Annotated in this window: 23 protein-coding genes, 1 tRNA gene and 1 other RNA gene; 11 read left to right on the forward strand and 14 right to left on the reverse strand. The window is 65.4% G+C overall.

Features of this window, described 5'->3' with window-relative positions:
- Positions 1–52: 52 nt before the first annotated feature.
- From ACLBKT_RS01295 to ACLBKT_RS01305, 3 genes are all read right to left on the reverse strand, one after another.
- Positions 53–556 carry a DUF2721 domain-containing protein gene (locus ACLBKT_RS01295; protein ID WP_410181178.1) on the reverse strand — a complete coding sequence of 168 codons (504 nt, stop codon included), beginning with the start codon at positions 554–556 and terminating at the stop codon, positions 53–55.
- Between the two features lie 5 nt (positions 557–561).
- Positions 562–1,974: a ribosome biogenesis GTPase Der gene (gene der, locus ACLBKT_RS01300; protein ID WP_410181179.1), complete on the reverse strand. Its 1,413-nt coding sequence runs from the start codon at positions 1,972–1,974 to the stop codon at positions 562–564.
- A gap of 64 nt (positions 1,975–2,038) precedes the next feature.
- On the reverse strand, positions 2,039–2,350 hold the full coding sequence (locus ACLBKT_RS01305) for a DUF3297 family protein (RefSeq protein WP_410181180.1): 312 nt from the start codon (positions 2,348–2,350) through the stop codon (positions 2,039–2,041).
- A gap of 136 nt (positions 2,351–2,486) precedes the next feature.
- Between ACLBKT_RS01305 and ACLBKT_RS01310 the strand changes: the two genes are divergently transcribed.
- Together ACLBKT_RS01310 and tig are read left to right on the forward strand one after the other, a co-directional pair.
- Positions 2,487–2,571 (forward strand) — tRNA-Leu (locus ACLBKT_RS01310).
- Positions 2,572–2,632: 61 nt separating this feature from the next.
- Positions 2,633–4,210: a trigger factor gene (gene tig / locus ACLBKT_RS01315; protein ID WP_410181181.1), complete on the forward strand. Its 1,578-nt coding sequence runs from the start codon at positions 2,633–2,635 to the stop codon at positions 4,208–4,210.
- 86 nt (positions 4,211–4,296) lie between these two features.
- Here tig and ACLBKT_RS01320 read toward each other — a convergent pair whose 3' ends face one another.
- Positions 4,297–5,835, reverse strand: coding sequence for an amidase (locus ACLBKT_RS01320; protein ID WP_410181182.1), 1,539 nt, complete (start codon positions 5,833–5,835; stop codon positions 4,297–4,299).
- A 174-nt stretch (positions 5,836–6,009) separates the two neighbouring features.
- On the opposite strand from ACLBKT_RS01320, the gene clpP reads away from it, so the two are divergent.
- The gene (clpP, locus tag ACLBKT_RS01325; protein WP_410181183.1) at positions 6,010–6,714 is read left to right on the forward strand and encodes an ATP-dependent Clp endopeptidase proteolytic subunit ClpP; all 705 of its coding nucleotides are present in this window, start codon (positions 6,010–6,012) and stop codon (positions 6,712–6,714) included.
- Positions 6,715–6,923: 209 nt separating this feature from the next.
- A complete protein-coding gene (gene clpX / locus ACLBKT_RS01330) occupies positions 6,924–8,189 on the forward strand; it encodes an ATP-dependent Clp protease ATP-binding subunit ClpX (RefSeq protein ID WP_410181184.1) in 1,266 nt (421 codons plus the stop codon).
- Positions 8,190–8,348: 159 nt separating this feature from the next.
- Here clpX and ACLBKT_RS01335 read toward each other — a convergent pair whose 3' ends face one another.
- The 6 genes from ACLBKT_RS01335 to mtgA all read right to left on the reverse strand — a co-directional run bounded on the left by ACLBKT_RS01335 (position 8,349) and on the right by mtgA (position 12,683).
- Entirely contained in the window at positions 8,349–8,720 is a 372-nt protein-coding gene (locus ACLBKT_RS01335) for an endonuclease domain-containing protein (RefSeq protein WP_410181185.1), read from the reverse strand.
- Positions 8,721–9,001: 281 nt separating this feature from the next.
- Entirely contained in the window at positions 9,002–9,559 is a 558-nt protein-coding gene (locus ACLBKT_RS01340) for a fasciclin domain-containing protein (RefSeq protein ID WP_410181186.1), read from the reverse strand.
- A gap of 141 nt (positions 9,560–9,700) precedes the next feature.
- Positions 9,701–10,480 carry a hypothetical protein gene (locus ACLBKT_RS01345; RefSeq protein WP_410181187.1) on the reverse strand — a complete coding sequence of 260 codons (780 nt, stop codon included), beginning with the start codon at positions 10,478–10,480 and terminating at the stop codon, positions 9,701–9,703.
- Positions 10,477–11,064 (reverse strand): sigma-70 family RNA polymerase sigma factor, encoded by a 588-nt coding sequence (locus ACLBKT_RS01350; protein WP_410181188.1) that lies wholly within the window; start codon positions 11,062–11,064, stop codon positions 10,477–10,479. Before ACLBKT_RS01350 ends, ACLBKT_RS01345 begins: the two co-directional genes overlap by 4 nt.
- Complete coding sequence (locus tag ACLBKT_RS01355; RefSeq protein ID WP_410181189.1) at positions 11,064–12,008, reverse strand: cation diffusion facilitator family transporter; 945 nt, start codon at positions 12,006–12,008, stop codon at positions 11,064–11,066. The genes ACLBKT_RS01350 and ACLBKT_RS01355 overlap by 1 nt, the downstream gene beginning before the upstream one ends.
- A gap of 6 nt (positions 12,009–12,014) precedes the next feature.
- Complete coding sequence (gene mtgA / locus ACLBKT_RS01360) at positions 12,015–12,683, reverse strand: monofunctional biosynthetic peptidoglycan transglycosylase (protein ID WP_410181190.1); 669 nt, start codon at positions 12,681–12,683, stop codon at positions 12,015–12,017.
- A 100-nt stretch (positions 12,684–12,783) separates the two neighbouring features.
- Here mtgA and ACLBKT_RS01365 point away from each other — a divergent pair, with 100 nt between their 5' ends.
- Entirely contained in the window at positions 12,784–14,118 is a 1,335-nt protein-coding gene (locus ACLBKT_RS01365; RefSeq protein WP_410181191.1) for an amidohydrolase, read from the forward strand.
- Between the two features lie 150 nt (positions 14,119–14,268).
- Here the strand turns inward: ACLBKT_RS01365 and rpoH are convergent, their stop codons facing one another.
- A complete protein-coding gene (rpoH, locus tag ACLBKT_RS01370; protein ID WP_410181192.1) occupies positions 14,269–15,189 on the reverse strand; it encodes an RNA polymerase sigma factor RpoH in 921 nt (306 codons plus the stop codon).
- A gap of 114 nt (positions 15,190–15,303) precedes the next feature.
- Positions 15,304–16,269 (reverse strand): RluA family pseudouridine synthase, encoded by a 966-nt coding sequence (locus ACLBKT_RS01375; protein WP_410181193.1) that lies wholly within the window; start codon positions 16,267–16,269, stop codon positions 15,304–15,306.
- 165 nt (positions 16,270–16,434) lie between these two features.
- Between ACLBKT_RS01375 and ACLBKT_RS01380 the strand changes: the two genes are divergently transcribed.
- The 6 genes from ACLBKT_RS01380 (at position 16,435) to ACLBKT_RS01405 (ending at position 21,172) form a co-directional block, all read left to right on the forward strand.
- Positions 16,435–16,833: a M67 family metallopeptidase gene (locus ACLBKT_RS01380; protein WP_410181194.1), complete on the forward strand. Its 399-nt coding sequence runs from the start codon at positions 16,435–16,437 to the stop codon at positions 16,831–16,833.
- A 9-nt stretch (positions 16,834–16,842) separates the two neighbouring features.
- Positions 16,843–17,496 carry a histidine phosphotransferase family protein gene (locus tag ACLBKT_RS01385; RefSeq protein ID WP_410181195.1) on the forward strand — a complete coding sequence of 218 codons (654 nt, stop codon included), beginning with the start codon at positions 16,843–16,845 and terminating at the stop codon, positions 17,494–17,496.
- Between the two features lie 10 nt (positions 17,497–17,506).
- Positions 17,507–18,220, forward strand: a complete 714-nt coding sequence (locus tag ACLBKT_RS01390; protein ID WP_410181196.1) for an N-acetylmuramoyl-L-alanine amidase — start codon at positions 17,507–17,509, stop codon at positions 18,218–18,220.
- A gap of 61 nt (positions 18,221–18,281) precedes the next feature.
- Positions 18,282–19,013 (forward strand): aquaporin Z, encoded by a 732-nt coding sequence (gene aqpZ / locus ACLBKT_RS01395; RefSeq protein WP_410181197.1) that lies wholly within the window; start codon positions 18,282–18,284, stop codon positions 19,011–19,013.
- Between the two features lie 63 nt (positions 19,014–19,076).
- An RNA gene (gene rnpB / locus ACLBKT_RS01400) (RNase P RNA component class A) lies at positions 19,077–19,486 on the forward strand.
- A 159-nt stretch (positions 19,487–19,645) separates the two neighbouring features.
- A complete protein-coding gene (locus tag ACLBKT_RS01405; RefSeq protein ID WP_410181198.1) occupies positions 19,646–21,172 on the forward strand; it encodes a pentapeptide repeat-containing protein in 1,527 nt (508 codons plus the stop codon).
- 56 nt (positions 21,173–21,228) lie between these two features.
- On the opposite strand, the gene ACLBKT_RS01410 is transcribed toward ACLBKT_RS01405, so the two are convergent.
- Together ACLBKT_RS01410 and ACLBKT_RS01415 are read right to left on the reverse strand one after the other, a co-directional pair.
- On the reverse strand, positions 21,229–22,551 hold the full coding sequence (locus ACLBKT_RS01410; RefSeq protein WP_410181199.1) for a UDP-glucose dehydrogenase family protein: 1,323 nt from the start codon (positions 22,549–22,551) through the stop codon (positions 21,229–21,231).
- A 54-nt stretch (positions 22,552–22,605) separates the two neighbouring features.
- Positions 22,606–23,400, reverse strand: coding sequence for a metallophosphoesterase (locus ACLBKT_RS01415; protein ID WP_410181200.1), 795 nt, complete (start codon positions 23,398–23,400; stop codon positions 22,606–22,608).
- Positions 23,401–23,437: the final 37 nt, after the last annotated feature.

Here is a 23,437-nt window from a genome sequence, read left to right on the forward strand (position 1 = left end):
GCTGAAAAAAGGGGCAGGGCCGGATGCGGCTCTGCCCCTTTTGCTGTCTCGGTCAGTCTCGCGGTATCTGCGCGCCAATGGCGGCCAGCCGCGTTTCCAACAGGAAAAACCCGAGCCCCGTCACCAGCAGCGCCATGGTCAGCACCCACATGAAGGCAATCACCGTGCCGATCTGGGAGGTGATGTAAGCCGAGATGAACAGCAGCATGATCACGGCGCTGATCATCACCGCCGCTGCGGTGGAGAACAGGATTGCGCCCTGCATCAGCTTGCGCCGCCGCATCAACCAGCCGAATTCGCGCACCTGCCGCGGGGTGCGGTGTTCTTCCATCTTGTCCTCGATGGTCTCGATCCGCTTCGCGATCCAGATCATCCGGCTCATGATGACATTCATCACCGCGCCGATCCCGGACAGCAGGAACGCTGGCGCGAGGCTCAATTGCACCACTTGCTGCACGCGCGGTGTGGAAGCCGTGCGCTCGAAAATCTCCAGCGCGAACGGCAGGCGGGCCTCGGCGGCGAGGGCAGCGACGGGGGCGAGCAGGTCGAACACCATCCCGGTTAGTCCTTGGCGTAGGGGTTCTTGTTGGTCTTGAGCGTGACGCGCACCGGCACAGCGTCAAAGCCGAGCTTGGCGCGGATGCCGTTCACCAGATAGCGTTCATAGCTGGTCGGCAGGAGGTCGAGCCGCGAACCGAAGATCACAAACCGCGGCGGGCGGGTGCCAGCCTGCGTGATGTAGCGCAGCTTGATCCGTTTGCCGCCGGGCGCGGGCGGCGGGTTGGCTTCCAGCGCATCGTCAAACCAGCGGTTGAGGGCGGCGGTCGAAACGCGCTTGGACCACGCCTCGCGCAGTTCGAAGGCGCCGCCGAGCATCTGATCGAGGCCCTTGCCCGTCTTGGCCGACACGGCGAACAGCGGCAGCCCGCGCACCTGCGCCAGCCCGTCATCCAAAGCGGCGCGGATGCCGTTGAACAGCTTGCTCGCGTCCTCGGCCACGTCCCATTTGTTGATCGCGATCATCAGCGCGCGACCTTCTTCCAGCACGTGGCTGGCGATCTTCAGGTCCTGATGCTCGAGGCCCTGCGTCGCATCGAGCAGCAGCACCACGACCTCGGCAAAGTCCACCGCGCGGCGCGCATCGGCGACCGAGAGCTTTTCGAGCTTCTCGGTGACGTTCTTCTTCTTGCGCATCCCGGCGGTGTCGATCAGCCGGATTTCGCGGGTCTCGCCGGTCTTGGGGTCGGTCCAGTCCCAGTCGATCGCGATCGAATCGCGGGTGATCCCGGCTTCGGGGCCCGTCAGCAGGCGATCTTCGCCGAGCAGGCGGTTGATGAGCGTGGATTTGCCCGCATTGGGGCGGCCCACGATGGCCAGCTTCAGCGGTCCGCTGGGGCGATCATCCTCGTCCATCGCCGCGATTTCGGCGCGGGTAACGTCGTTGAATTCCTCCCATTCCTCGGATGCAGCGCCAATGATCGGCCAAAGACCGCCGAACAGATCGGCAATGCCTTCGCCATGCTCTGCCGACATGGCGAGCGGCTCGCCAAGGCCGAGCGCATAGGCTTCCATCGCGCCGCTTTCACCGCTCTTGCCCTCGGCCTTGTTGGCAACCACCACGACCGGGACTTCCTGTTCGCGCAGGTAGCGGGCGATTTCCTCGTCGAGCGGAGTCAGGCCGGCGCGCGCATCGATCACGAACACCGCAGCGTCTGCGCCTTCAAGGCTGGCTTCGGTCTGCATCCGCATCCGGCCGGGCAGGGTATGGGCGTCCTCGTCTTCCCACCCGGCGGTGTCGACGATGGTGAACTTCAGTCCTGCGATCTCCGCATCGCCCATCCGCCGGTCACGCGTGACGCCGGGCTGATCGTCGACGAGGGCGAGCTTCTTGCCCACCAGCCGGTTGAACAGCGTGGACTTGCCCACATTGGGGCGACCGATGATGACGACTTCAGGCTTTTTGGGGAGGGACATAACCCCGCCCAAGTGGGCGCAATCGCCCGTTTTGGCAAGCCGGAGGGAGAATCGCCCTTGCGCGTCAGCCCTTGCGGGCGACCGGGGGGTTCTCGCCGAGGTCTTCAAACCAGGCTTCGACCGGGCCGGTCAGCTTGATCGTGAGCGGCTGGCCTTTGCGGTCGACCGCCTTGCCGGCCTGGACCCGCACCCAGCCTTCGGAGATCGAGTATTCCTCGATATCGGTGCGCACCCGGTCCTTGAACCGGATGCCGACGCCGCGCTGGAGCTTTTCCGCATCGAAGAACGGGCTGCGCGGATTGACCGACAGGTGATCGGGCGGAACGTCGCTACCGGAGGTGGCTGCGGGGACGCTTTCAGAGGTTTCTTCGGTCATGCGCGCGCCCTTAATCGCCAATGCCGCTCCCTTCAAGCGTGTTGCGCTTGCCCTTTTCGGCGGAGCGGGATAGAGGCGCTCGCTAATACGCGCGGGGGGCCTTGATCGGTTTCCCCGCGCGGCTTCGTTCGGGCATGCGGGCGTGGCGAAATTGGTAGACGCACCAGATTTAGGTTCTGGCATCGCAAGATGTGGGGGTTCGAGTCCCTTCGCCCGCACCAAATTCGCCCCGAACCAGCCCGGCCCACCGGATTTATGGCAAGAAGGCTTCAATCAGTCACCATGCAGACCAAGCAGACCGTCAACGAAGGGCTCAAGCGCGCCTATCTCATCACGATCCCCGCCGCCGATCTCACCGCGAAGATCGACGCCGAGATCAAGAAGGTTGCGCCGCAGGTGCGGATGCCCGGTTTCCGTCCGGGCAAAGTGCCTGCCAACCTCGTCAAGAAGATGCACGGCGAAGCCCTGCACGGCCAGGTGGTGAACGATACGATCCGCGAATCGGTCGACAAGCTGCTGCGCGATGAAGCGCTGCGTCCGGCGATGCAGCCGGAAATCGGCCTTAACGACGATTACGAGCAGGGCAAGGACGCCCAGATCACCGTCAGCCTCGAAGTGCTGCCCGCGATCGAAGCGCCGAGCCTTGACGGGCTGAAGCTCGAAAAGCTGGTCGTGCCGGTGACGGACGCGCAGATCGATGAAGCGCTGGGCAACATTGCCTCGCAGAACAAGAGCTACAAGGACGCGCCGAAGACCAAGAAGGCGGCCGAGGGCGACCAGCTCATCATCGATTTCGTCGGCAAGCTCGACGGTGTCGAGTTCGACGGCGGCAAGGCCGAGGACGCGGCGCTGGTGCTGGGTTCGGGCACCTTCATCCCCGGCTTCGAAGACCAACTGGTTGGCGTGAAGACCGGCGCGGAAAAGACCATCACCGTCACCTTCCCCGCCGATTATCAGGCCGCCCATCTCGCAGGCAAGGACGCGACCTTCGACATCACCGTGAAGGCGGTAAAGGTCGAAACCGAAACCACGCTGGATGAAGACTTCGCCAAGAGCCTCGGGCTCGACAGCATGGACAAGCTGCGCGAGATCATGAAGGCACAGCTGGAACAGCAGACCGCCGGCCTGACCCGCACGCAGATGAAGCGCGCACTGCTCGATCAGCTGGCTGCGGGCCACAGCTTCGAAGTCCCCGGCACCATGGTCGAAGCCGAGTTCGCCCAGATCTGGGCGCAGCTTCAGCAGGAAGCCGCGCGTGACGAGGATCCGGCGGCCGCGCTCAAGCAGATCGAGGACGAGAAGGATGAATACCGGGCCATCGCCGAGCGCCGCGTGCGTCTGGGGCTGCTGCTCTCGGAAATCGGTCAGGCCAATGGCGTGGAAGTGACCCAGCAGGAAATGTCCATGCTGATCCAGCAGGCTGCGATGCAGTACCGCAACGAGGACCGTGAGCGGTTCGTGCAGTACATCCAGTCCGAGCCGATGGCCGCCGCTCAGCTGCGCGCGCCGCTGTATGAAGACAAGGTCGTCGACTTCCTGTTCGACAAGGCCGACGTCACCGAACGCGAAGTGACCGTCGAGGAGCTTCAGGCGGCGATTGAAGCCGAAGATGGCGCGGAAGCGGCTCCGGCGGCGAAGAAGGCTCCGGCCAAGAAGGCGGAAGCCGCCGAGGAAGCACCTGCGGCGGACGAAAAGCCCGCCAAGAAGGCTGCCCCGAAGAAGAAGGCCGAAGCTCCCGCCGAGGACGCCGAAGCCAAGCCTGCCGCCAAGAAGGCTCCGGCGAAGAAGGCTGCTCCGGCCGCCGACGAAAAGCCCGCTGCCAAGAAGGCTCCGGCCAAGAAGGCGGCGGCGAAGAAGTAATCGACCCGTGAGCCCCTGCGCTGGCGGGGGCCGCAGGCGCGAAAGCGCGAAGCCGACCGAGGTCCCCGCCTGTGCAGGGGCTCATCCTAGTCTTCGAGCGGTCGCCAGGGACGGAATGTGGGCGCGGGCAGCTTGGCTGTCCGCGCTTTTTCGTAGGCGGCGCCCGCTTTCAGCACGGCATGATCCTGCCACTGGCCGCCCATAAAGCTGATCCCCACCGGCAGGCCCTCGACCCCGCCCATCGGCACCGTGAGGTGCGGGTAGCCGGCAATCGCGGCGAGATAGCCCGCGCCGATCCTGCCACCGAAATTGTCGCCATTGACGAGGTCGGTGGTCCAGGCCGGGCCGGTCGTCGGCGCAACAAGGAAGCTGACCTTGTTGTCTGCCAGCAGCTTGTCGATCCCCTCGGCGCGGGTCAGACGGCGCAGCGTGGCGAGGTTCTTGGCATAGGCTTCTGCATCGGTCGTTTCGAGCGCCTGTTCGAACAGCTCCTGCCCGAACCAGCGCATCTCTGCCGCCGCGTTGGCGCGGTTGAACGCGACCACATCGGCGAGGCTGCGCGGGCCTTCGGGGAGGGGGCGTCCGCTCAGGTACTTGTCCATCTCGACCCGCAGTTCATAGAGCAGCACCGGGAGCGAGGCGCCCCACAGCTCGCCCGGCGGGGCATATTCGATATCGACCAGCACAGCGCCCGCACGGGTGAGATCGGCCAGCGCCGCTTCGAACAGCGCCTTCACATCCGCGCGGCTCCCCACGGCACTGCGCAGCACCCCGATCCGCACGCCTTGCAGCGATGGGGTCTCCAGCCCGGCGGTGTAGTCCTTCACGCGCTTGGCTTCGAGCGTTACCGGATCGGCCTTGTCCTCACCCGCGATGGCGGTCAGCAGCAACGCCGCATCATGGACCGTGCGCGTCATCGGCCCGGCGGTGTCCTGCGTGCTCGAAATTGGCACCACATGGGTGCGGCTGACGATGCCGACGCTGGGTTTGAACCCCACGAGGCCGTTGATGGCGGCCGGGCAGGTGATCGAGCCATTGGTCTCCGTCCCGATCGCGCCCCAGGCGAAGCCCGCCGCAATCGCCGCGCCGCTGCCCGAGGACGAGCCGCAGCTGTTGCGGTCGATGGCGTAGGGGTTGCGCGTCAGCCCGCCGACCGCGCTCCACCCGCTGGTCGAACTGTCGGAGCGAATATTGGCCCATTCGGACAGGTTCGTCTTGCCAAGCACCACGCCGCCATTCTTGCGCAGCAGCGCGATCAGCGTCGCATCGCGGCCCGTGGCATTGTCTTTCAGAGCGAGGCTGCCCGCAGTCGTCGCCCATTCGGCGGTCTCGACATTGTCCTTCACCAGCACGGTCCGCCCACGCAGGGGGCCGGTGCCGAGCAATTGCCGCGCCTTGACCGAAGCGGCGGGATCATAGTCGATCACGGCATTGATGCGCGGGCCGTTGTCGTCGAGCGCCTGAATGCGCAGAATGTACTCGTCCGCCGCCAGCAACTCATTCATCGCCGCCCGGTCGTGCGGGCTGTTGGCCGGGGGCGGGCTTGCGGTTTGGGCGAAAGCGGCATTGGCCGCGGTGGCGAGCAGCAGGGCGAGGGCCGGGCGGGCAAGGTGGGCTGTTGTCATCGTTCAGAGGTTTGCCACGGCCAGCCGCAACAGCAAGGGGCAAAACGCCCCGGATAGCAGTGCTTATGCGCCGCCAATGCACACCAATTCACAGGGACAAGGTAAACGCCCTTGAAATTGCCCCCCAGCGTCCGACATAGCCGTATCGAAACCTACGAAGGACACGGCACTGACATGATCGATCTGTTCGGCAATTCCGGCGAGACCCACGGCACCCAGGGACAGTTCACGCGCGATCCCGTTACGGGCGCACTGGTCCCGATGGTCGTCGAGCAGACGAGCCGCGGTGAACGCAGCTTCGATATCTTCTCGCGCCTGCTGCGCGAACGCATCGTGTTCGTAACCGGACAGGTCGAAGATGGCATGGCGTCGCTGATCGTGGCGCAGCTGCTGTTCCTCGAAAGCGAAAACCCGTCGAAGCCGATCAGCATGTACATCAACTCGCCGGGCGGCGTGGTGACGGCGGGTCTCGCGATCTTCGACACCATGCAATATATCAAGCCGCGCGTGTCGACCGTGTGCATCGGGCAGGCCGCCAGCATGGGCAGCTTCCTGCTGGCCGCGGGCGAGCCGGGGATGCGCGTGGCGCTCCCCAATGCGCGGATCATGATCCACCAGCCTTCGGGCGGCGCGCGCGGGATGGCGTCGGACATCGAAATCCAGGCGCGCGAAATTCTGCGCATCCGCAGCCGCATGAACGATCTCTACGTGAAGTTCACCGGCCGCAGCCTCGAAGAAATTGAACGGGCGATGGATCGCGACACCTTCCTTGAAGCCGAAGAGGCCAAGGCCTTTGGTCTGGTCGACAAGGTGTTCGAGACCCGGCCCGAAAGTGACGAAACCAGCGACGAGCTCGGTTCGGGCGGCGCGCCTGAGTAAGGCAAGCATCAAGGCTTTGCCTGCCACCTGCACCGCGGCGGGACAGTGGCCTTGCCAGGCTGCTTTTCCCGTTCATCCGGCAGCGGTGCCGCTATGGTAACAACACGAAATATCGCGCCATGTGTTGATTCATCTGGTGCCATGGATACACTTGACGAATCCGCCATCCGCGTAGCGCAGCGTGCAGGGCTGGATTCGAGGACACAGGAATGACCAAATTGAGCGGATCTGATAGCAAGAGCACTCTCTACTGCAGCTTCTGCGGGAAGTCGCAGCACGAGGTGCGCAAGCTTATCGCCGGCCCGACCGTGTTCATCTGCGATGAATGCGTGGAGCTGTGCAACGACATCATCCGCGAGGAAACCAAGGCAGGGATCGCCGGCAAGAAAGACGGCGAGATCCCCACGCCGATGGATATCTTTACCCAGCTCAATGATTACGTGATCGGGCAGGACCGCGCCAAGCGTGTGCTCTCGGTCGCGGTGCACAACCACTACAAACGCCTGAAGCACTCCGGCAAATCGGGCGATGTCGAGCTGGCGAAGTCGAACATCCTGCTGGTCGGCCCGACCGGGTCGGGCAAGACCCTGCTCGCGCAGACGCTGGCGCGCACCTTCGATGTGCCCTTCACCATGGCCGATGCGACCACGCTGACCGAAGCGGGCTACGTGGGTGAGGATGTCGAGAACATCATCCTCAAGCTGCTCCAGGCCTCGGACTACAATGTCGAGAAGGCGCAGCACGGGATCGTCTATATCGACGAGATCGACAAGATCACGCGCAAGGCCGAAAACCCCTCGATCACCCGCGATGTATCGGGCGAGGGCGTGCAGCAGGCGCTGCTCAAGCTGATGGAGGGCACCACCGCGAGCGTTCCGCCGCAGGGGGGGCGCAAGCATCCGCAGCAGGAATTCCTGCAAGTGGACACGACCAACATCCTGTTCATTTGCGGCGGCGCCTTCGCGGGCCTCGACAAGATTATCGCGGATCGCTTGCAGAAGCGCTCGATCGGCTTCGGCGCGCATGTCGCCGATCCCGACAAGCGGCGCGTGGGCGAGCTGCTCGAAAAATCCGAGCCTGAGGATCTGCTCAAGTTCGGCCTGATCCCCGAATTCGTCGGCCGTCTGCCGGTGATCGCGACCCTGCACGATCTCGACGTGCCGGCACTGGTGACGATCCTCAAGGAGCCCAAGAACGCGCTGGTGAAGCAGTACCGCAAGCTGTTCGAGCTTGAGGATGTCGAACTCACCTTCACCGACGACGCGCTCCAGGCGATTGCCGAGCGCGCGATCAAGCGCAAGACCGGCGCGCGCGGGCTGCGCTCGATTGTCGAAGGCCTGTTGCTCGACACGATGTTCGACCTGCCCGACATGGAAGGTGTCACGGAAATCGTGATCGACGCCGATGTGGTCGCGGGCAAGAAGGAACCGATCCGCGTGATCGGGCTGGAAAAGAAGAAGGAAGAAGCGGCGTAGGTTACCGCGCTGGCGGAGTTTACCCCTCCGTCACGCGCCTGCGGCGCGCGCCACCTCCCCATCCCTACGAAACGGGGAGGGACGGACCAGCCCGCCAAGTCTCTCCCCGTTGCGCAGCAATGGGGAGGTGGCAGCCCGAAGGGCTGACGGAGGGGGTCTTCACTCGCAAACCTCCCCGTCAATAATCCCCCTGCACAGCCGCACCATGCCCTCGGCGACGCCTGGCGGATCGTCCAGCACCTCGCGCGCCGGGATACGGACAATCCGTATGCCGTGTTCGGCCAACCACGCAGCCCGCGCGGCATCGCGTTCCGGCCGCGTGCCCATGTCGTGTACAATCCCATCGATCTCGAACCCGCACTTCGCGCCCGCGCAGTAGAAATCGATCACGTAGCGGCCGACGGGATGCTGGCGACGGAATTTGAGGCCGCCCGCCTTGCTGCGCAGTTCTCGCCACAGCAGGCCTTCCGGTAGGCTCGGCGCCTTTCGTTGCGCACGGGCGAGGGGGTAGTTGTGGTCGCTTTTGCGCAATTTACCCCTCCGTCACGCGCCTGCGGCGCGCGCCACCTCCCCATTCCTACGGGACGGGGAGGGACTTAACATATTGTGTAAAAACGTAAAAGGCCCTCCCCGTTCGCCCCGCGAATGGGGAGGTGGCAGCCCGAAGGGCTGACGGAGGGGTAAACTCGGTCCGTCCCCCAAATCAAAACCCCGCCCGGCCTCGGGAGGAGGCCGAACGGGGTCGGGAGAAGCGCTGCCCCTCGGATGGAGGGGATGGGGGGCTGAGGGGCAACGCCAGCTTGTCAGGTCGATCAGGCGGGCAGGAACACCCCGTCGGTCACGTGGACCACACCGTTCGACGTCACGACGTCGGCCTGCGTCACGGCGGTGGCGCGGCCCTTTTCGTCGGTGATCACGATCTTGTCGCCCGAAAGACGCGCGGTCAGCTCACCACCCGCGAGGGTCTCGATGGTCGCTTCGCCGCCATGCTGGTTGATCAACTTGACCAGATCGGCGCTGGTCACCTTGCCCGCCACCGCATGGTAAGTGAGGATGCCGGTCAGCGTGCCCTTGTTTTCAGGCTTCACCAGTGTGGCGACGGTGCCTTCAGGCAGCTTGGCGAAGGCGGTGTCGGTGGGGGCGAACACCGTGAAGGGGCCGGGGCCGCTCAGCGTTTCGACGAGGCCCGCGGCCTTCACGGCGGCGACCAGGGTGTTGTGGACGCCGGTGCTCATCGCTGTCTGGACGATGTTCGGCGCGGCCTTGGCATGGTGGCCATGCTGATGGGCGACAGCGGGGAGTGCGGCAAAACCGGTGGTGGCAGCCAGAGCGGCGGCGATCACGGCAGTCAGGGTGTTCTTGGGGGTCACAGTGGGGATCTCCGTAAAGGGAATGTCACGTCTGCAAGCCCTCCCGCTTGCCACGAAGCTACGCAGGCCTGCGGCAGGCGGATGCAATCTTGTTGCTAATGAGGATGAATTGCCGCTTGCATACGGCGAATCGAAAGGGCGTCAGACGCGGCTGAAAGCGCCCTTGGCCACCACCGGGCCGGCGTCTACGCCTTCGGGCTTGCCGCCGATCGGCTCGCGGGTGAGCACGAGGCTCGCGCCGTCGCTGAGCTTGGCGGTGACCGTCGCGGGCAGCGCCATGCTGCGCACTTCGCCCGGCGCGACCACCCCCAGTGATTGCAGCGCGGAGCCATCGGCAGGCACCAGCCACAGCTCGTGATCGTGCACGCCGTCAGCTGTCAGGCCAATGGCCGCGACCAGCATTTTCTCGCTCTCGGGGATGTAGGTGACATCGAGCCTCAGCCCGGTATCGCCAATCGGCACGGTTGCCACCATCGGTTCGGCCGCCGCGACCTGAACGGGCGGTGCGACGGGCGAACGCAAGGGTGCAGAGAGGAACAGCGCAAGCGCCACGGCAGCGGCCATCGACGAAATCCCCGCCACCCACTGCCAGCGCCGCACCCGCGCTTCGAGCGCCACCACGTTGACGGCAGGCGCATCGGGCGAAGCGGCTGCCCCATCGGCAGCGGCCTGCTGTGCGGCAATCCGGGCGGTGATGCCGTCCCACACGTGCTCCCCCGGTTCCGCGCCGGGGATGGCGTCGGTCAGCGGAGCGAACCAATCGTCCCACCATTCCTTGCGCCAGGCGAAGTGCGGATCGGTCGCGGCCTTGCCGCGCGCGGCGAGCAGTTCCTCACCTTCGAGCAGGCCGAGCGCCCATTCGGCGGCGATCATCGGATCGTCGCGGGTCACTTCCGGGCCGGAATTTTCGGGCGCGCTCATACGGCTTCGCTCGCTTCAAGGCAGGCGCGCAGGCGTTGCAGCCCGCGGCGGATCCAGCTTTTCATCGTGCCGAGCGGAACGTCAGCCGCTTCGGCCAATTGGGCATAGGTCTGCCCGTCAAAGAACGCCGCCCGAATATGGCCTTGCGTGCGCGCATCCAGAGCGCCCAGGCACTTGTGGATCTGCGCGGCCTGTTCGGCATCGACCATCAGCATATCGGCGAGCGGGGTCTCATCGGCGATCGGCGCGGCTTCCTCAACCGGCACAGCGCCGCCGCGCACCTTGCCCGTGCGCAGCCGGTCAATCGCCCGGTTGCGGGCAAACGCCGCCAGCCACGCGATCGGGCTCGCGCGGGTCGGGTCATAGCGGTCGGCCCGCTGCCAGAGATTGACATAGACGTCTTGCAAGGCGTCCTCGGCTTCCTTTCGGTCCCCCAAGATACGCAAGGTAATGCCGAACAGCTTCACCCGCGTGGCGCGATAGATTTCTTCCAGCGCCGCCTGATCGCCGCTCGCCAGCCGCGCCATGGCTTCGCGCAGCGCTTCGCGCGCTTCGTCCGATGCGGGGCGGGGACGTGCGGCCATCAGCAACAGCCTCCACAGGGGTTCTCGCCGCTTTCCACCTGAAGCGTCGCATGGCCCACGCCAAAGCGCGTTTCGAGCGAGGCCGCAATATCGCGCAGGAAGCTGTCGGGCGCAGGGCGGCCGGGCATCACAAGATGCGCGGTCAAGGCGACTTCGGTGGTCGACATCGGCCAGACGTGAAGGTCGTGGACCGCGCTTACCCCGTCAAAGCTGGCAAGGTGCTGCTTGACCTCGGCCAGATCGATCCGGGCGGGGGCAGCGAGCAGCCCCATGGTCAGACTGTCACGCGCGAGGCCCCACGTGCCCCATGCGATCACCGCGATGATCACAAGGCTCACCAGGGGATCAATCCACCACAGCCCCGTCAGGACAATCGCCAGCCCCGCCACAACCACGCCGAGCGACACCAGCGCATCGGCGGCCATGTGGAGATAGGCCCCGCGAATGTTGATGTCCTCTTGCCCCTTCAGAAACAGCATGGCCGTCAACGCATTGATCGCGATCCCGATCCCGGCGACGACGATCATCGCCATCCCCTGCGGCTCTTGCGGGGTCATGATCCGGTGCAGGGTTTCAAACAGGATCGCCCCGATGGCCACCGCCAGCAGCAGCGCATTGCCAAGCGCGGCGAGGATGGTGGAGCTTTTGAACCCATAGGTGAACCGGCCCGAGGGCGGCCGCCGCGCGGCGATGCTCGCAACCCAGGCCAGCACCAGCGCCAGCACATCAGAGAGATTGTGCCCGGCATCCGCCACCAGCGCCATCGAACCATAGATCAGGCCCGCTGCGCCCTCGACCACGACGAAGACGATATTGAGCCCGATGCCGATCAGGAACGCGTTGCCGAAATCGGCCGGGGCATGGTGGTGCCCATGCGAATCATGCAGCCCATGGCAGTCGGAGCCACCGCTGCTGTGCTGGTGATGATGGGCGTGGGCGTGCATGTCCGGTCAGTTGTAGACGCAAGCGTCGAGCCCGTCACGCCTGACGATCCCGATCCGACGTTCGATCCGATTGCCGTGCCGCGCAAGCCAGCCGCCGGGGCTTTTCACCGAGCGCTTCTTGGGGCTGGGCAGGGCAGCGGCCATCCGGCTCGCTTCGTCCGGTGAAAGACGTGCGGCGGAATGGCCGAAATAGCGCTGCGACCCGGCTTCGGCGCCATAGGTGCCGATCCCGGTCTCGGCGACGTTGAGATAGACTTCCATGATCCGCCGCTTGCCCCAGATCGTCTCGATCCAGAAGGTGAACCACGCTTCCAGCCCCTTGCGGAAGAAGCCGCCGCCCTGCCACAGGAACACGTTCTTGGCGGTCTGCTGGCTGATGGTCGATCCGCCGCGGATGCGCCCGCCTTCCATGTTCTCGCGCATCGCCTGCTCGATCGCCTCGGCATCGAAGCCATAATGCTCACAGAAGCGCGAATCCTCCGCCGCGATCACCGCGCTCACCAGATTGCGGTCGATATTGTCGAGGCTTTCCCAATCCTTGGTGATGCCCTTGTCGTCCATCAGCATGGTCGCAGTGACGGGGACCGGGATCCATTTGAACGCTACCACCAGCACCAGCGTGAGAGCGATAAAGGCGCCAAGGGCCTTGGCGATGAGGCGCAGGATCGTGATCACAGCGCTGGCTCTAGCGCAGCAATCCCGCGCAGGGAAGCATCGGCGCTTGCAGGCGGGGCCGCGCCGTGGCTACCTGTGGGCTTACTCAGGGGAGAATTTCATGCGCCTGTTCCACGCCGCCGCCGCCAGCGCCATCGCGCTCGTCCTTGCCGCCGAGCCCGCGCTCGCTGAAGCGCCTGCGACCAAGGCGGCGATCGAGGCCGAGTACGACAATTACCTCGCCCCGCTGTTCCTCGATTTCCACCAGAACCCCGAGATGGGTTTCCTCGAAAACCGCACGGCGGCCAAGATGGCGGCGGAGCTGAAGGCGGCCGGGCTGGAGGTGACCACAGGTGTGGGCAAGACCGGTGTGGTCGGCATCCTCAAGAACGGCGATGGCCCGCTGATCCTGCTGCGCGCGGATATGGACGGGCTGCCGGTCGAGGAGAAAACCGGCCTCGGCTACGCCTCCAAGGCGAAGCAGGTGGGTGAGGATGGCAAGGAATATCCGGTGATGCACGCCTGCGGGCATGATGTGCACATCACCTCGCTGGTGGGCACCGCGCGGCGGCTAGTGGCGATGAAGAGCCAGTGGAAGGGCACGCTGATGTTCATCGTCCAGCCCGCCGAGGAAGGCGTGCGCGGGGCCAAAGCGATGATGGAGGATGGGCTGTACGAGCGCTTCGGCAAGCCCGACTATGCGCTCGCCTTCCATGTCGCGGCGGAACTGGAGACGGGCAAGGTTTCGGCCTCGGAAGGGATCCAGTATTCGTCCTCGGATTCGCTCGATATCCGCGTGCCCGGCATCGGCACCCACGGCGCGGCGCCGCATCTGGGGCGCGATCCGGTGTACATCGCCTCGCAGGTGGTGACCGCGCTGCAATCGATCGACAGCCGAGAAATCTCGCCGGTGAAGCCGGTGGTGGTGACGGTCGGCTCGTTCCATGCCGGGTCCAAGCACAACATCATCTCGGACGAGGCGAAGCTGCAAGTCACAGTGCGCGCCAATGACGAGGAGACCCGCGAACAGGTGATTGCTACGGTCGAGCGGATCGCGGTCAATATCGGCAAGGCGCATGGTTTGCCCGACTCTATGCCGGTCACCGTGACGCGCCTGCCGGGCACGCCGACGACGATCAACGACGCCGCGCTTGCCCGCCGTCTCAACGCGGTGATGCAGCGCGAATTGGGGGCGTCGGCCTTTGTCCCCTTTGAGCAGAAGAACATGGGGGCCGAGGACTTCACCTATTTCGTCGCGGCCGATACCGGCGTGCCGGGGTACTACTTCGCGGTTGGCGGGACCACGCCGGAGCGGATTGCCGCGGCCAAGGCGGGCGGACCGCCGATTGCCGGACACCACTCCCCGCTGTTCCAGATCGCCCCGCGTGAAAGCGTGGTGCTGGGCACACGGGCGATGGTGGCGGCGGTGCTGGATCTGGCGGGGAAGAAAAAGTGAATGTTCCTGAAATGTTTCACGTGAAACATTGGCTGGGATGACAGCGAAAAGGGCGCTGCGATCTCTCGCAGCGCCCCTTCACAATCGCGCAATGACTGCGCGATGATGATGCAATGACGGGCCAACCAGGCCGCCACGGCAGATGGATCGTTACGCCACGCCGGGCAGCAGCCTTTCACCCGCGATCCGCTGCATTGCCTTTTGCAGCTTTTCGAACGCCCGGACTTCGATCTGGCGGATACGTTCGCGGCTGACGTCATAGGCCTGGCTCAGCTCTTCGAGCGTCTGCGGCTTTTCGGTCAAGCGGCGCTCGGTCAGGATGTGACGCTCACGCTCGTTGAGGCTTTCCATCGCTTCGGACAGCATCGCCATGCGCATCTGCGATTCTTCGGCATCGGCGACGGTTTCGTCCTGCAACGGGCGATCATCCGCCAGCCAATCCTGCCACTGGCCCGAGCCTTCCTCATCCCCGCGCAGGCTGACGTTGAGCGACGCATCGCCGCCCATCATCATCCGCCGGTTCATGTTGATGACTTCCTGCTCCGGCACGCCGAGATCGGTCGCGATCCGGGTCACGTCCTCGGGCGACAGGTCGGAATCCTCATAGGCTTCCAGCTGCTTCTTCATCCGGCGCAGGTTGAAGAACAGCTTCTTCTGCGCCGCGGTGGTGCCCATCTTCACGAGGCTCCACGAGCGCAGGATGAACTCCTGCATCGACGCCTTGATCCACCACATCGCGTAGGTCGCGAGGCGGAAACCGCGATCGGGTTCGAACTTCTTGACGCCCTGCATCAGGCCGACATTGCCTTCCGAAATCAGATCGGAAACCGGCAGGCCATAGCCGCGATACCCCATCGCGATCTTCGCGACGAGCCGCAGGTGGCTGGAGACGAGCTGGGCGGCCGCTTCGGGATCCTCATGCTCCTGATACCGCTTGGCGAGCATATATTCCTGCTCGGCGGTGAGGATCGGGAACTTGCGGATTTCTGCAAGATAGCGGTTGAGGCTCTGCTCACCGCTCAGGGCCGGGACCGAAGACGACTTCGATCGGACACTTTGGGACTTGGTCACGTTTTACCTAACCTTTCTAGCGTCGACCGCTTGCGCAGGACCCCTGATGGGCATCCCGCGAACTGGGCCACGGGTTCACTATATACGCGAAAACGCCTCAGATGTATGCGGGTTTCATCGATTACTAAGTCGCAGTTGGTCGATAAGTTCCGCCATGTCTTGCGGCAGATCGCTTGTGAAACGGAGCGATTCGCCCGTCACCGGATGGACAAAGCCAAGCTCGGCCGCATGCAGGGCCTGCCGGGCAAAGCCGAGTCGCTCCAGATCGGCGCGCAGGGATTTGGGGGTACGGCCATAGGCAGGGTCTCCCAATAGCGGATGGCCGATTGACGCAAAGTGAACGCGCACCTGGTGGGTGCGCCCGGTTTCCAGCCGGCATTCGATCACCGCGGCGTCATCCAGCCGTTCGAGCAAGGTATAATGGGTGATCGCGCTTTTCCCGCGCGAGGAATTGTTGGGCAGCACCGTCATTTTCTTTCTGTCGGCGTCCGACCGTCCGACGCGGGCATTGATCGTGCCCTCGGATGGCGCGGGGTGCCCGGCGCAGACCGCGATATAGCGGCGGTGGACGGTGTGCGCGGCGAACTGGATGGCCAGCCCTTCATGCGCGGCGTCCGACTTCGCCACCACGAGCAGGCCCGAGGTGTCCTTGTCGATCCGGTGGACAATCCCCGGCCGCGCGACCCCGTTGATGCCCGACAGCTTGCCCCGGCAGTGGTGCAGCAGCGCATTGACCAGCGTGCCGGTGATATTGCCCACCGCCGGGTGGACGACCATCCCCGCAGGCTTGTCGACCACGATCAGGTGCTGGTCCTCGTAAGCGATGGTGAGCGGAATATCCTCCGGCTGCGCCTCGGCGGGCATGGCGGCGGCGATGATGATGCGGAACGGCGCGCCTGCCGCGACCTTCATCGCGGCGGAGGTGGCGGTCTTCCCCGCGACATCGACTCGCCCTTCCTCGATCAACCCCTGCACCCGCGCGCGGGAAAGGCTCGTGGCATCGGCCAGCGCCTTGTCGAGGCGGGCGGGCGAACCCGGTGAATTGGGGATGGTGCCGGTGATGATTTCTGTGTCGCTCACCAGCGCCCCCTACCCGTTCGCTATCGGCTTGTCGAAGGTCAGCACTTGACCTAGCGCTTTCTCCTTCGTCCTCCCCGCGGAGGCGGGGACCCAGCTGACGTGCGGACAGGAGCTGGACCCCCGCCTGCGCGGGGGTGACGGAAGCCGGAGTAGGGGGTGACAAGAGTGGCGGTAGAAATCACCTTGCAAGCTCTCACCGCCATGCGCGCCGCCGCTGCCGCCGCTCACCCTTTGGAGGCGTGCGGGTTGTTGCTGGGGGAGGGCGCGCGCATCACTGAGGCGCGCGACACCCGCAACGTCCATCCCGCGCCGCAGACCCATTTCGAAATCGACCCGCAGGCGCTGATCGATGCCCACCGTGCCGCGCGGGGCGGAGCCGGGCCGCAGGTGCTCGGCTATTTCCACTCCCATCCCGCAGGCCCGCCCGCGCCTTCGGCCACGGATCGCGCCTCGGCCTCGGGCGATGGCCGGGTGTGGGCGATCATCGCCGGACACGACGTGAAGTTCTGGATGGACGGGGAACAAGGGTTTGTCGCCCTTCCCTTTACCATGATCGATGGCTAGGAATGCGCCATGATTTCCCAGACTGATCTTGCCGCGATGCTGTGCTCGCGTTTGTGCCACGATATGCTCTCCCCGGTCGGCGCGCTCGCCAATGGGCTGGAGCTGCTCGCCGACGAGCAGGACCCCCAGATGCGCGCGCGCTGCATGGAGCTGCTGGAACAATCCGCCCGGATCAGCACCGATAAGCTCAAGTTCTTCCGCCTCGCCTTTGGCGCGGCGGGCGGCTTTGGCGAGGCAATCCCGGTGGATGAGGCCAAGGCGGTGATCGACGCGCTGGCCTCCGATGCCAAGCGGGTCGATGTCAATTGGGCGATCGCGGAACCCAGCCTGCCCAAGCCGGCGGTCAAGGTGCTGCTCAACCTCGCGCAGATCGGATTGGATACGCTGGTGCGCGGCGGAACGCTCGATATCGGGGCGGAGCGGCGCGACGGCGCGGTCGAGATCGTGGCGCGAGCGCGCGGGGAGCGGATCGCGTTCGACGAAACCATCGGCCGGGCGCTGCAAGGCGATCTGGATGAAAGCGAAATCACCAGCCGCACCGCCGCTGCGCACATGATCGCGGTGCTGGCCGAGGAGATGGAGGGCGGCCTCCAGTACAAGCTGGGCGATGGAGCGCTGGTGCTGGGCGCGGTGCTGCCCGAGCCTGACGGCATGATCGGCTGAGGGAACGATAATGGAGGGGGAGGACGAACTGGTTCACGAGGAACGTCTTTCGCCCAACTTCGACGAACGCAGCCTGCCTGTCAGCATGGTGGTGCTGCACTATACCGAGATGAAGCCGGTCGGCGCCGCGCTTGAGCGGCTGACCGACCCCGAGGCCAAGGTCAGCGCCCATTACCTCATCACCGAGGAAGGCGGCGTCATCCGTCTGGTGCCGGAGGACAAGCGCGCCTGGCACGCGGGCGCGAGCTTCTGGCGCGGCATTCCCGACGTGAATTCGGCGAGCATCGGGATCGAACTGGATCACCCCGGGCACGGTCTGGGCTACCGCGGCTTTACCGACGCGCAGATCGACGCGCTGATCCCGCTGCTGGGCCGGATCGTGAGGCACTACGACATTCCCCGCGCCAACGTGGTCGGCCATTCCTGCGTCGCCCCGATGCGCAAGGTCGATCCGGGCGAGCTGTTTCCGTGGGACCGGCTGGCGCAACACAAGCTGTGCCTGCCGCGCCCGCAAAACCTTGCCGCGGGCAATCCGTTTCACAACGAAGGCGCGTTCTTCCTCGCACTGGAACGCTTCGGTTACGACATCACCGATCAGACCAAGGCGGTCGAGGCGTTCGAACGGCGCTGGCGGCCCGAACATATCACCGGCATCCCCGATGGCGAGATCGCCGCGATCCTGTGGCAATTGCTGCTCGACCGCGATCAGGGGCGCACGCGCTAAGGAAGGGTTTTTCAACGTCTGGCCGGAGTGGGATCCGGTTGGCCATACGGGGGAGAGTGGGATGACAAGGAAATTGGCAGCCGAATTTTTCGGCACCTTCTGGCTGGTGTTCGGAGGCTGCGGATCGGCGGTGCTCGCGGCGGGCTTTCCCGAATTGGGGATCGGCTTTGCGGGCGTGTCGCTCGCCTTCGGCTTGACGGTGCTGACGATGGCCTATGCGGTCGGCGGCATCTCGGGCGGGCATTTCAATCCGGCGGTCAGCCTGGGCCTCGCCATCAGTGGGCGCTTTTCGTGGGGTGAGCTGGCGCCGTACTGGGCGGCGCAGGTCATCGGTTCATTCTGCGCGGCGGGGATGCTCTACGTGATCGCCAGCGGAGCGCCGGGCTTTGCCGCGGGCGGCTTTGCCTCCAACGGCTATGGCGAATTGTCGCCGGGCGGCTTTTCGCTGCTGGCGGCGCTGGTGACCGAGGTGGTGCTGACGGCGGGTTTCCTCGTCGTGATTCTCGGCTCGACCTCGTCAAAGGTGCCGGGCGGCTTTGCGCCGATCGCCATTGGTCTGGCCTTGACCTTGATCCACCTCATTTCCATCCCGGTCACCAACACCTCGGTCAATCCGGCACGGTCGACCAGCGTGGCCTTCTACGCGGATACGGCGGCGGTCGGGCAATTGTGGCTGTTCTGGCTCGCGCCGCTGGCGGGCGCAGCGATTGGCGCGCTGGTGTGGAAGCTGCTGCTGGCGCCGGACGAAAGCCTCGCCAATATCGGCGGGCGGGACACCGATCCTGCCGCGTGAGGCCGGGCGCGCGGCGGGGGCGCTTTGCAATTCCCGCCGCTCACGCCTATAGCCCGCGACGTCAGGGGGCCTGAGGCAGCCGCGCACATGCGAGGAAAGTCCGGGCTCCACGAAACAAGGGTGGCGGGTAACGCCCGCCGGTCCGGCCTTCGGGCAGGGCAAGGGAAAGTGCCACAGAGAGCAAACCGCCGATGGCTCCTTCGGGAGCACAGGCAAGGGTGAAAGGGTGCGGCAAGAGCGCACCGGGGGGCTGGCAACAGCAACCGCATGGCAAACCCCACCCGGAGCAAGGCCGAATAGGGGTCTCGCGCCGCTCGCAAGAGGGGCAGGGGTGTTTCGCCCCGAGAGACCCGGGTTGGCTGCTAGAGCGCCGGAGCAATCCGGCGCGCAGATGAATGGCTGCCACCGCAGGCCCGTCCCGCAAGGGATACCGCCCGCGGAGACAGAACCCGGCTTATGATGGCCCCCTGATATGCACCTCACCACGCCCCGGGCTTGACCCGGGGCCCATCTTTCTGGCGACGAGGGAAAGAGAGCGGGGCCCCGGGTCAAGCCCGGGGTGGGGGATGATAGCGGGATTTGTCTCGCGCCCCGCCTTCGCGTAACCTTCTGTTCGGGAGGAACCGCCGCCAATGCTCACACTCGCCGCTGCGCTTTCGCTTGCTGTCCAAGCCCCTGCACCGGACGACGCAGCCGAGCTCGAAGCCATCGAGTCCTGCGCGCTTCCCGGCGAGGCACCCGGAGCCCGCGCGAAGTGGGCGATCATCGATGCGCGCACCATGACCGCGCCCGCCGAACTCGCCGCCGCGCTGCGGGCCGCGCCTGCGGGCCAGCGCCGGATCGTGCGGGGCGGCAATTTCACGGGCGCCGACATGCGCGAGCCTGCGGCGCTGCTCGCCAATGCCTGCCTCGTCGCGACCGATCTTGACGGCACCAATTGGGAAAACACCATCGTCCCCGGGCTGAGACTGGTGCGGGTCGCTCTGACCAATGCCAAGGCCAGCGGCGCGCACTGGTCGTGGGGATCAATGCTCGGGACGAACTTTGCCGGGACCGATTTCACCGGGGCAGACCTCTACGGCATCCGCTTCGTTTCGGCGTGGCAGGGCGCGGATTTTGGCGCGGTCCGCTTCAGGGCGGCCAACCTCACCGAGGCGAGCTTCGCCTGCGGGATCACCGTGGACGAATGGTGCATCAATGCCGCTCCCGACCTGACCGACGCCAATCTGACCGGAGCCGACATCAGCGGACTGGGCCTGTGGGATGCGCAGATGAATCTGGGCGCGACCCTTGACAACACCACGGTCTCCCCGCGCTCGCTCGTCAACCTCGGCGGTGCCCGGATCACCGGCCCGCTGCGGCTGGCGAGCTATTTCACGCCGACCTATCCCGACCGGGACTACGCCCCCGTCACCGCCACGATCAGCGCCGCAGAGGCGCGGACGATCATCGATGGCACGCTCGCCGCCAGCGCCGAGGAGGATCGCCCGAGTTTCGATTGCGGCAAGGCCGCCGCGCCGATCGAAAAGACCCTTTGCGGCGAATACGAAAGCGAGTTGCGCAGCCTCGACCGCGCGCTGGCCGAGGCTTGGGACAAGGCGCGGGCGGCGGGGAAGGGCGACCTTGCCGCACAGCGCCGCTGGCTCGCCTCGCGCGACACATGCGATGGTGACCGGACGTGCCTTGCCGAGCTCTATCAGGTGCGCATCGCGGCTTTGCGGGGCGCGCTCGGCCCCGGCATCACGCTCGCGCCGGGCGAGAGCGTGACCTATGAAGACGACACCCTCCCGCTGCCCGATGCGATGCGGCGCGGCGCGCTTTACGAACGCATCCTGCCGGTGCTGGCCGAAGCGAGCGGGCAGGAGATCACGCTCACCGGCAACCGCGATGGCAGCATTGCTGTTGAGGGCTCGGCGGTGCGCGCCAATGCCCATACCTGCGAACTGGGCGCGCCCGTCACCCGCTTCGATCCCAAAACCGGCTGGTGGAGTGCGAAGAGCGATACGGGCGTCGCCGTGCCGCTGTTTCGCATCGAGGGTCGGCGGATCGTGCTGCGCTACAGCGGCAATTCCGGCAACACGCCCGAGGAGGCGAGCGCGTTCATGAGCTGCGGCATGCGGGCGTTCTTCGACGACGGCGTCGATCTGACGCCGGGTTAGGCTGGGATTTCCCCTTCCCTCAAGGGAAGGGGCTTAAAGGCGCAATGACTAAGCTGTTACCCCCGCCCCACGCTCACATAGGTGAACCCGGCCGCCGCCATATCATCGGGCTTGTAGATGTTGCGCAGGTCGACCAGCACGGGCGCGTTGGCGAGCTCTTTCACCCGCTTGAAATCAAGCGCGCGGAAGGCGTCCCATTCGGTCACGATCACCACCACATCCGCGCCTTCGATCGCGGCATAGGGATTGGCGCACATGGTGACATCGGGGAGCAGCGGGCGGGCCTGGTCCATGCCTTCGGGGTCGTAGGCGGCGACCGCCACCCCCGCGTCCAGCAGCGTCTGCGCGACCGCTATTGCCGGGCTGTCGCGCATGTCGTCGGTGTTGGGCTTGAAGGTCAGGCCGAGCAGCGCCGCCTTCTTGCCGCGCGCTTCGTCCATTCCGCCCAGCGCGTCGACGACCTTGCGGCCCATCGCGCGCTTGCGGCTGTCGTTGACCTTGACCACCGCCTCGACGATCCGCACCGGGCTGTCATAATCCTCGGCGGTCTTGAGCAGCGCGAGCGTGTCCTTGGGGAAGCAGCTGCCGCCATAGCCGGGGCCAGCGTGCAGGAACTTGGCGCCGATGCGGTTGTCCATCCCGATCCCGCGGCTGACGTCCTGCACATTCGCACCGACCTTTTCGCACAGATCCGCCATCTCGTTGATGAAGGTGATCTTGGTCGCGAGGAAGGCGTTGGCGGCGTATTTGATCAGCTCGCTGGTGCGGCGGCTGGTGAACAGGATCGGCGACTCGTTGAGGAACAGCGGACGATAGACCTCGCGCATCACCTCGCGGCCGAAATCATCTTCCGTCCCGATCACGATCCGGTCAGGCCGCTTGAAATCGCCGATCGCCGCGCCTTCGCGCAGGAATTCGGGGTTGGAGACGACCGCGAAACGGTGGCCCCTTTCACTGGACGCGCCGGTCTCGGCGATGATCCGCTCGACCTCGTCACCCGTGCCGACGGGCACGGTCGACTTGGTGACGATCACCGCGTCATTGGCGAGCTTCTCGCCGACTTCGCGCGCGACCTCGTAGACGAAGGTGAGGTCGGCGTGGCCATCGCCCCGGCGGCTGGGCGTGCCGACCGCGATGAAGATCGCCGCCGCACCCGCGATGCCCTCTCCCAGATCGGTGGTGAAGCTGAGGCGTCCGGCCTTCACATTGCCGTCGACCAGCGCATCGAGACCCGGCTCATAGATCGGCATGATCCCGGCGTGGAGCCGGTCGATCTTGCTCTGATCCTTGTCGATGCAGACCACGTCATGCCCGAAATCGGCGAAGCACGCCCCTGATACGAGCCCGACATAGCCTGACCCTACCATCGCAATTTTCATGAACAACAGCCTCTAAGCGAAATCCGAAAACCGCCCGCGCCTTGATCCGCGAGGTTAGCGAGGCCGGTCGCCATGGAAGACCTCTGCGGCGCCCCCATCGGTTGTCCGGGCCTGCAAAATCCGCCGTTGATCGCCCTCAAGCACGAGCGCTGTAAGCACACCCGAACGAAAAGCGCCAGTATCAATGCCGATGCGATTGCCGCAATCCATCACGTGGCTGAAAATGGTGTGGCCGTGCACCGCCACCTTTTCGAGCGGGCCTTCGTGGCTGAGAAAACGCTCGCGAATCCAGAGAAGATCGCTGCGCTTCTGTTCGTCCAGCGGCCGCCCTGGATCGATGCCCGCGTGAACGAAGGCATAGTCGCCAGCGCAGATCAGCGTTGCGAACCCGGCGATGTAGTCGCGGGTCGCCTGCGGCACGAACTTCGGCAGCCGTTCGAAGATCTCGCCCAGTTCCAGCGCGGCGAGCTGCTTGCTCGACAGGCCGTAGCTCAGCAGCGTCTCGCGGCCGCCATGCTTGAGGAAGTGGCGCAGCGCTTCGGGCTTTTCGAAGGCGGCGAGGAACATCTCTTCGTGGTTGCCCGCCAACACCTGCACATTGCGGGCCTGCTGCCAGGCTTGGGTGCGGGCCACCACGCCCGCGCTGTCCGGCCCGCGGTCGATCAGATCGCCGAGCAGGATGATGTGATGCGCGAGCCCGGGGGCGGCCGCGATCTCGGCCTCGATCGCGGCAATCAGCGTCTCGTAGAGATCAAGCCGCCCGTGAATGTCGCCAATCGCGTAATAGCGCGCGCCATCCGGCACCGCCGGTAGCTTGGGCGGAGAGGGGGGCCTGAAAAAATCGCGCAATCGCTGAAGCATGGTTGAGGCAATGTTCCGGTTTTGC

The sequence above is a fragment of the Erythrobacter sp. W302b genome, from assembly GCF_046452395.1.
GTDB lineage: Bacteria > Pseudomonadota > Alphaproteobacteria > Sphingomonadales > Sphingomonadaceae > Erythrobacter.

Coding starts and splice junctions, on each gene's coding strand:
- ACLBKT_RS01390 (WP_410181196.1), top strand. CDS start 17,507: ATGGAGGGGGAGGACGAACTGGTTCACGAGGAACGTCTTTCGCCCAAC.
- ACLBKT_RS01385 (WP_410181195.1), top strand. CDS start 16,843: ATGATTTCCCAGACTGATCTTGCCGCGATGCTGTGCTCGCGTTTGTGC.
- aqpZ (WP_410181197.1), top strand. CDS start 18,282: ATGACAAGGAAATTGGCAGCCGAATTTTTCGGCACCTTCTGGCTGGTG.
- clpX (WP_410181184.1), top strand. CDS start 6,924: ATGACCAAATTGAGCGGATCTGATAGCAAGAGCACTCTCTACTGCAGC.
- ACLBKT_RS01350 (WP_410181188.1), bottom strand. CDS start 11,064: ATGGCCGCACGTCCCCGCCCCGCATCGGACGAAGCGCGCGAAGCGCTG.
- ACLBKT_RS01320 (WP_410181182.1), bottom strand. CDS start 5,835: ATGACAACAGCCCACCTTGCCCGCCCGGCCCTCGCCCTGCTGCTCGCC.
- ACLBKT_RS01345 (WP_410181187.1), bottom strand. CDS start 10,480: ATGAGCGCGCCCGAAAATTCCGGCCCGGAAGTGACCCGCGACGATCCG.
- ACLBKT_RS01305 (WP_410181180.1), bottom strand. CDS start 2,350: ATGACCGAAGAAACCTCTGAAAGCGTCCCCGCAGCCACCTCCGGTAGC.
- tig (WP_410181181.1), top strand. CDS start 2,633: ATGCAGACCAAGCAGACCGTCAACGAAGGGCTCAAGCGCGCCTATCTC.
- ACLBKT_RS01405 (WP_410181198.1), top strand. CDS start 19,646: ATGCTCACACTCGCCGCTGCGCTTTCGCTTGCTGTCCAAGCCCCTGCA.
- ACLBKT_RS01410 (WP_410181199.1), bottom strand. CDS start 22,551: ATGAAAATTGCGATGGTAGGGTCAGGCTATGTCGGGCTCGTATCAGGG.
- ACLBKT_RS01365 (WP_410181191.1), top strand. CDS start 12,784: ATGCGCCTGTTCCACGCCGCCGCCGCCAGCGCCATCGCGCTCGTCCTT.
- clpP (WP_410181183.1), top strand. CDS start 6,010: ATGATCGATCTGTTCGGCAATTCCGGCGAGACCCACGGCACCCAGGGA.
- ACLBKT_RS01295 (WP_410181178.1), bottom strand. CDS start 556: ATGGTGTTCGACCTGCTCGCCCCCGTCGCTGCCCTCGCCGCCGAGGCC.
- der (WP_410181179.1), bottom strand. CDS start 1,974: ATGTCCCTCCCCAAAAAGCCTGAAGTCGTCATCATCGGTCGCCCCAAT.
- ACLBKT_RS01355 (WP_410181189.1), bottom strand. CDS start 12,008: ATGCACGCCCACGCCCATCATCACCAGCACAGCAGCGGTGGCTCCGAC.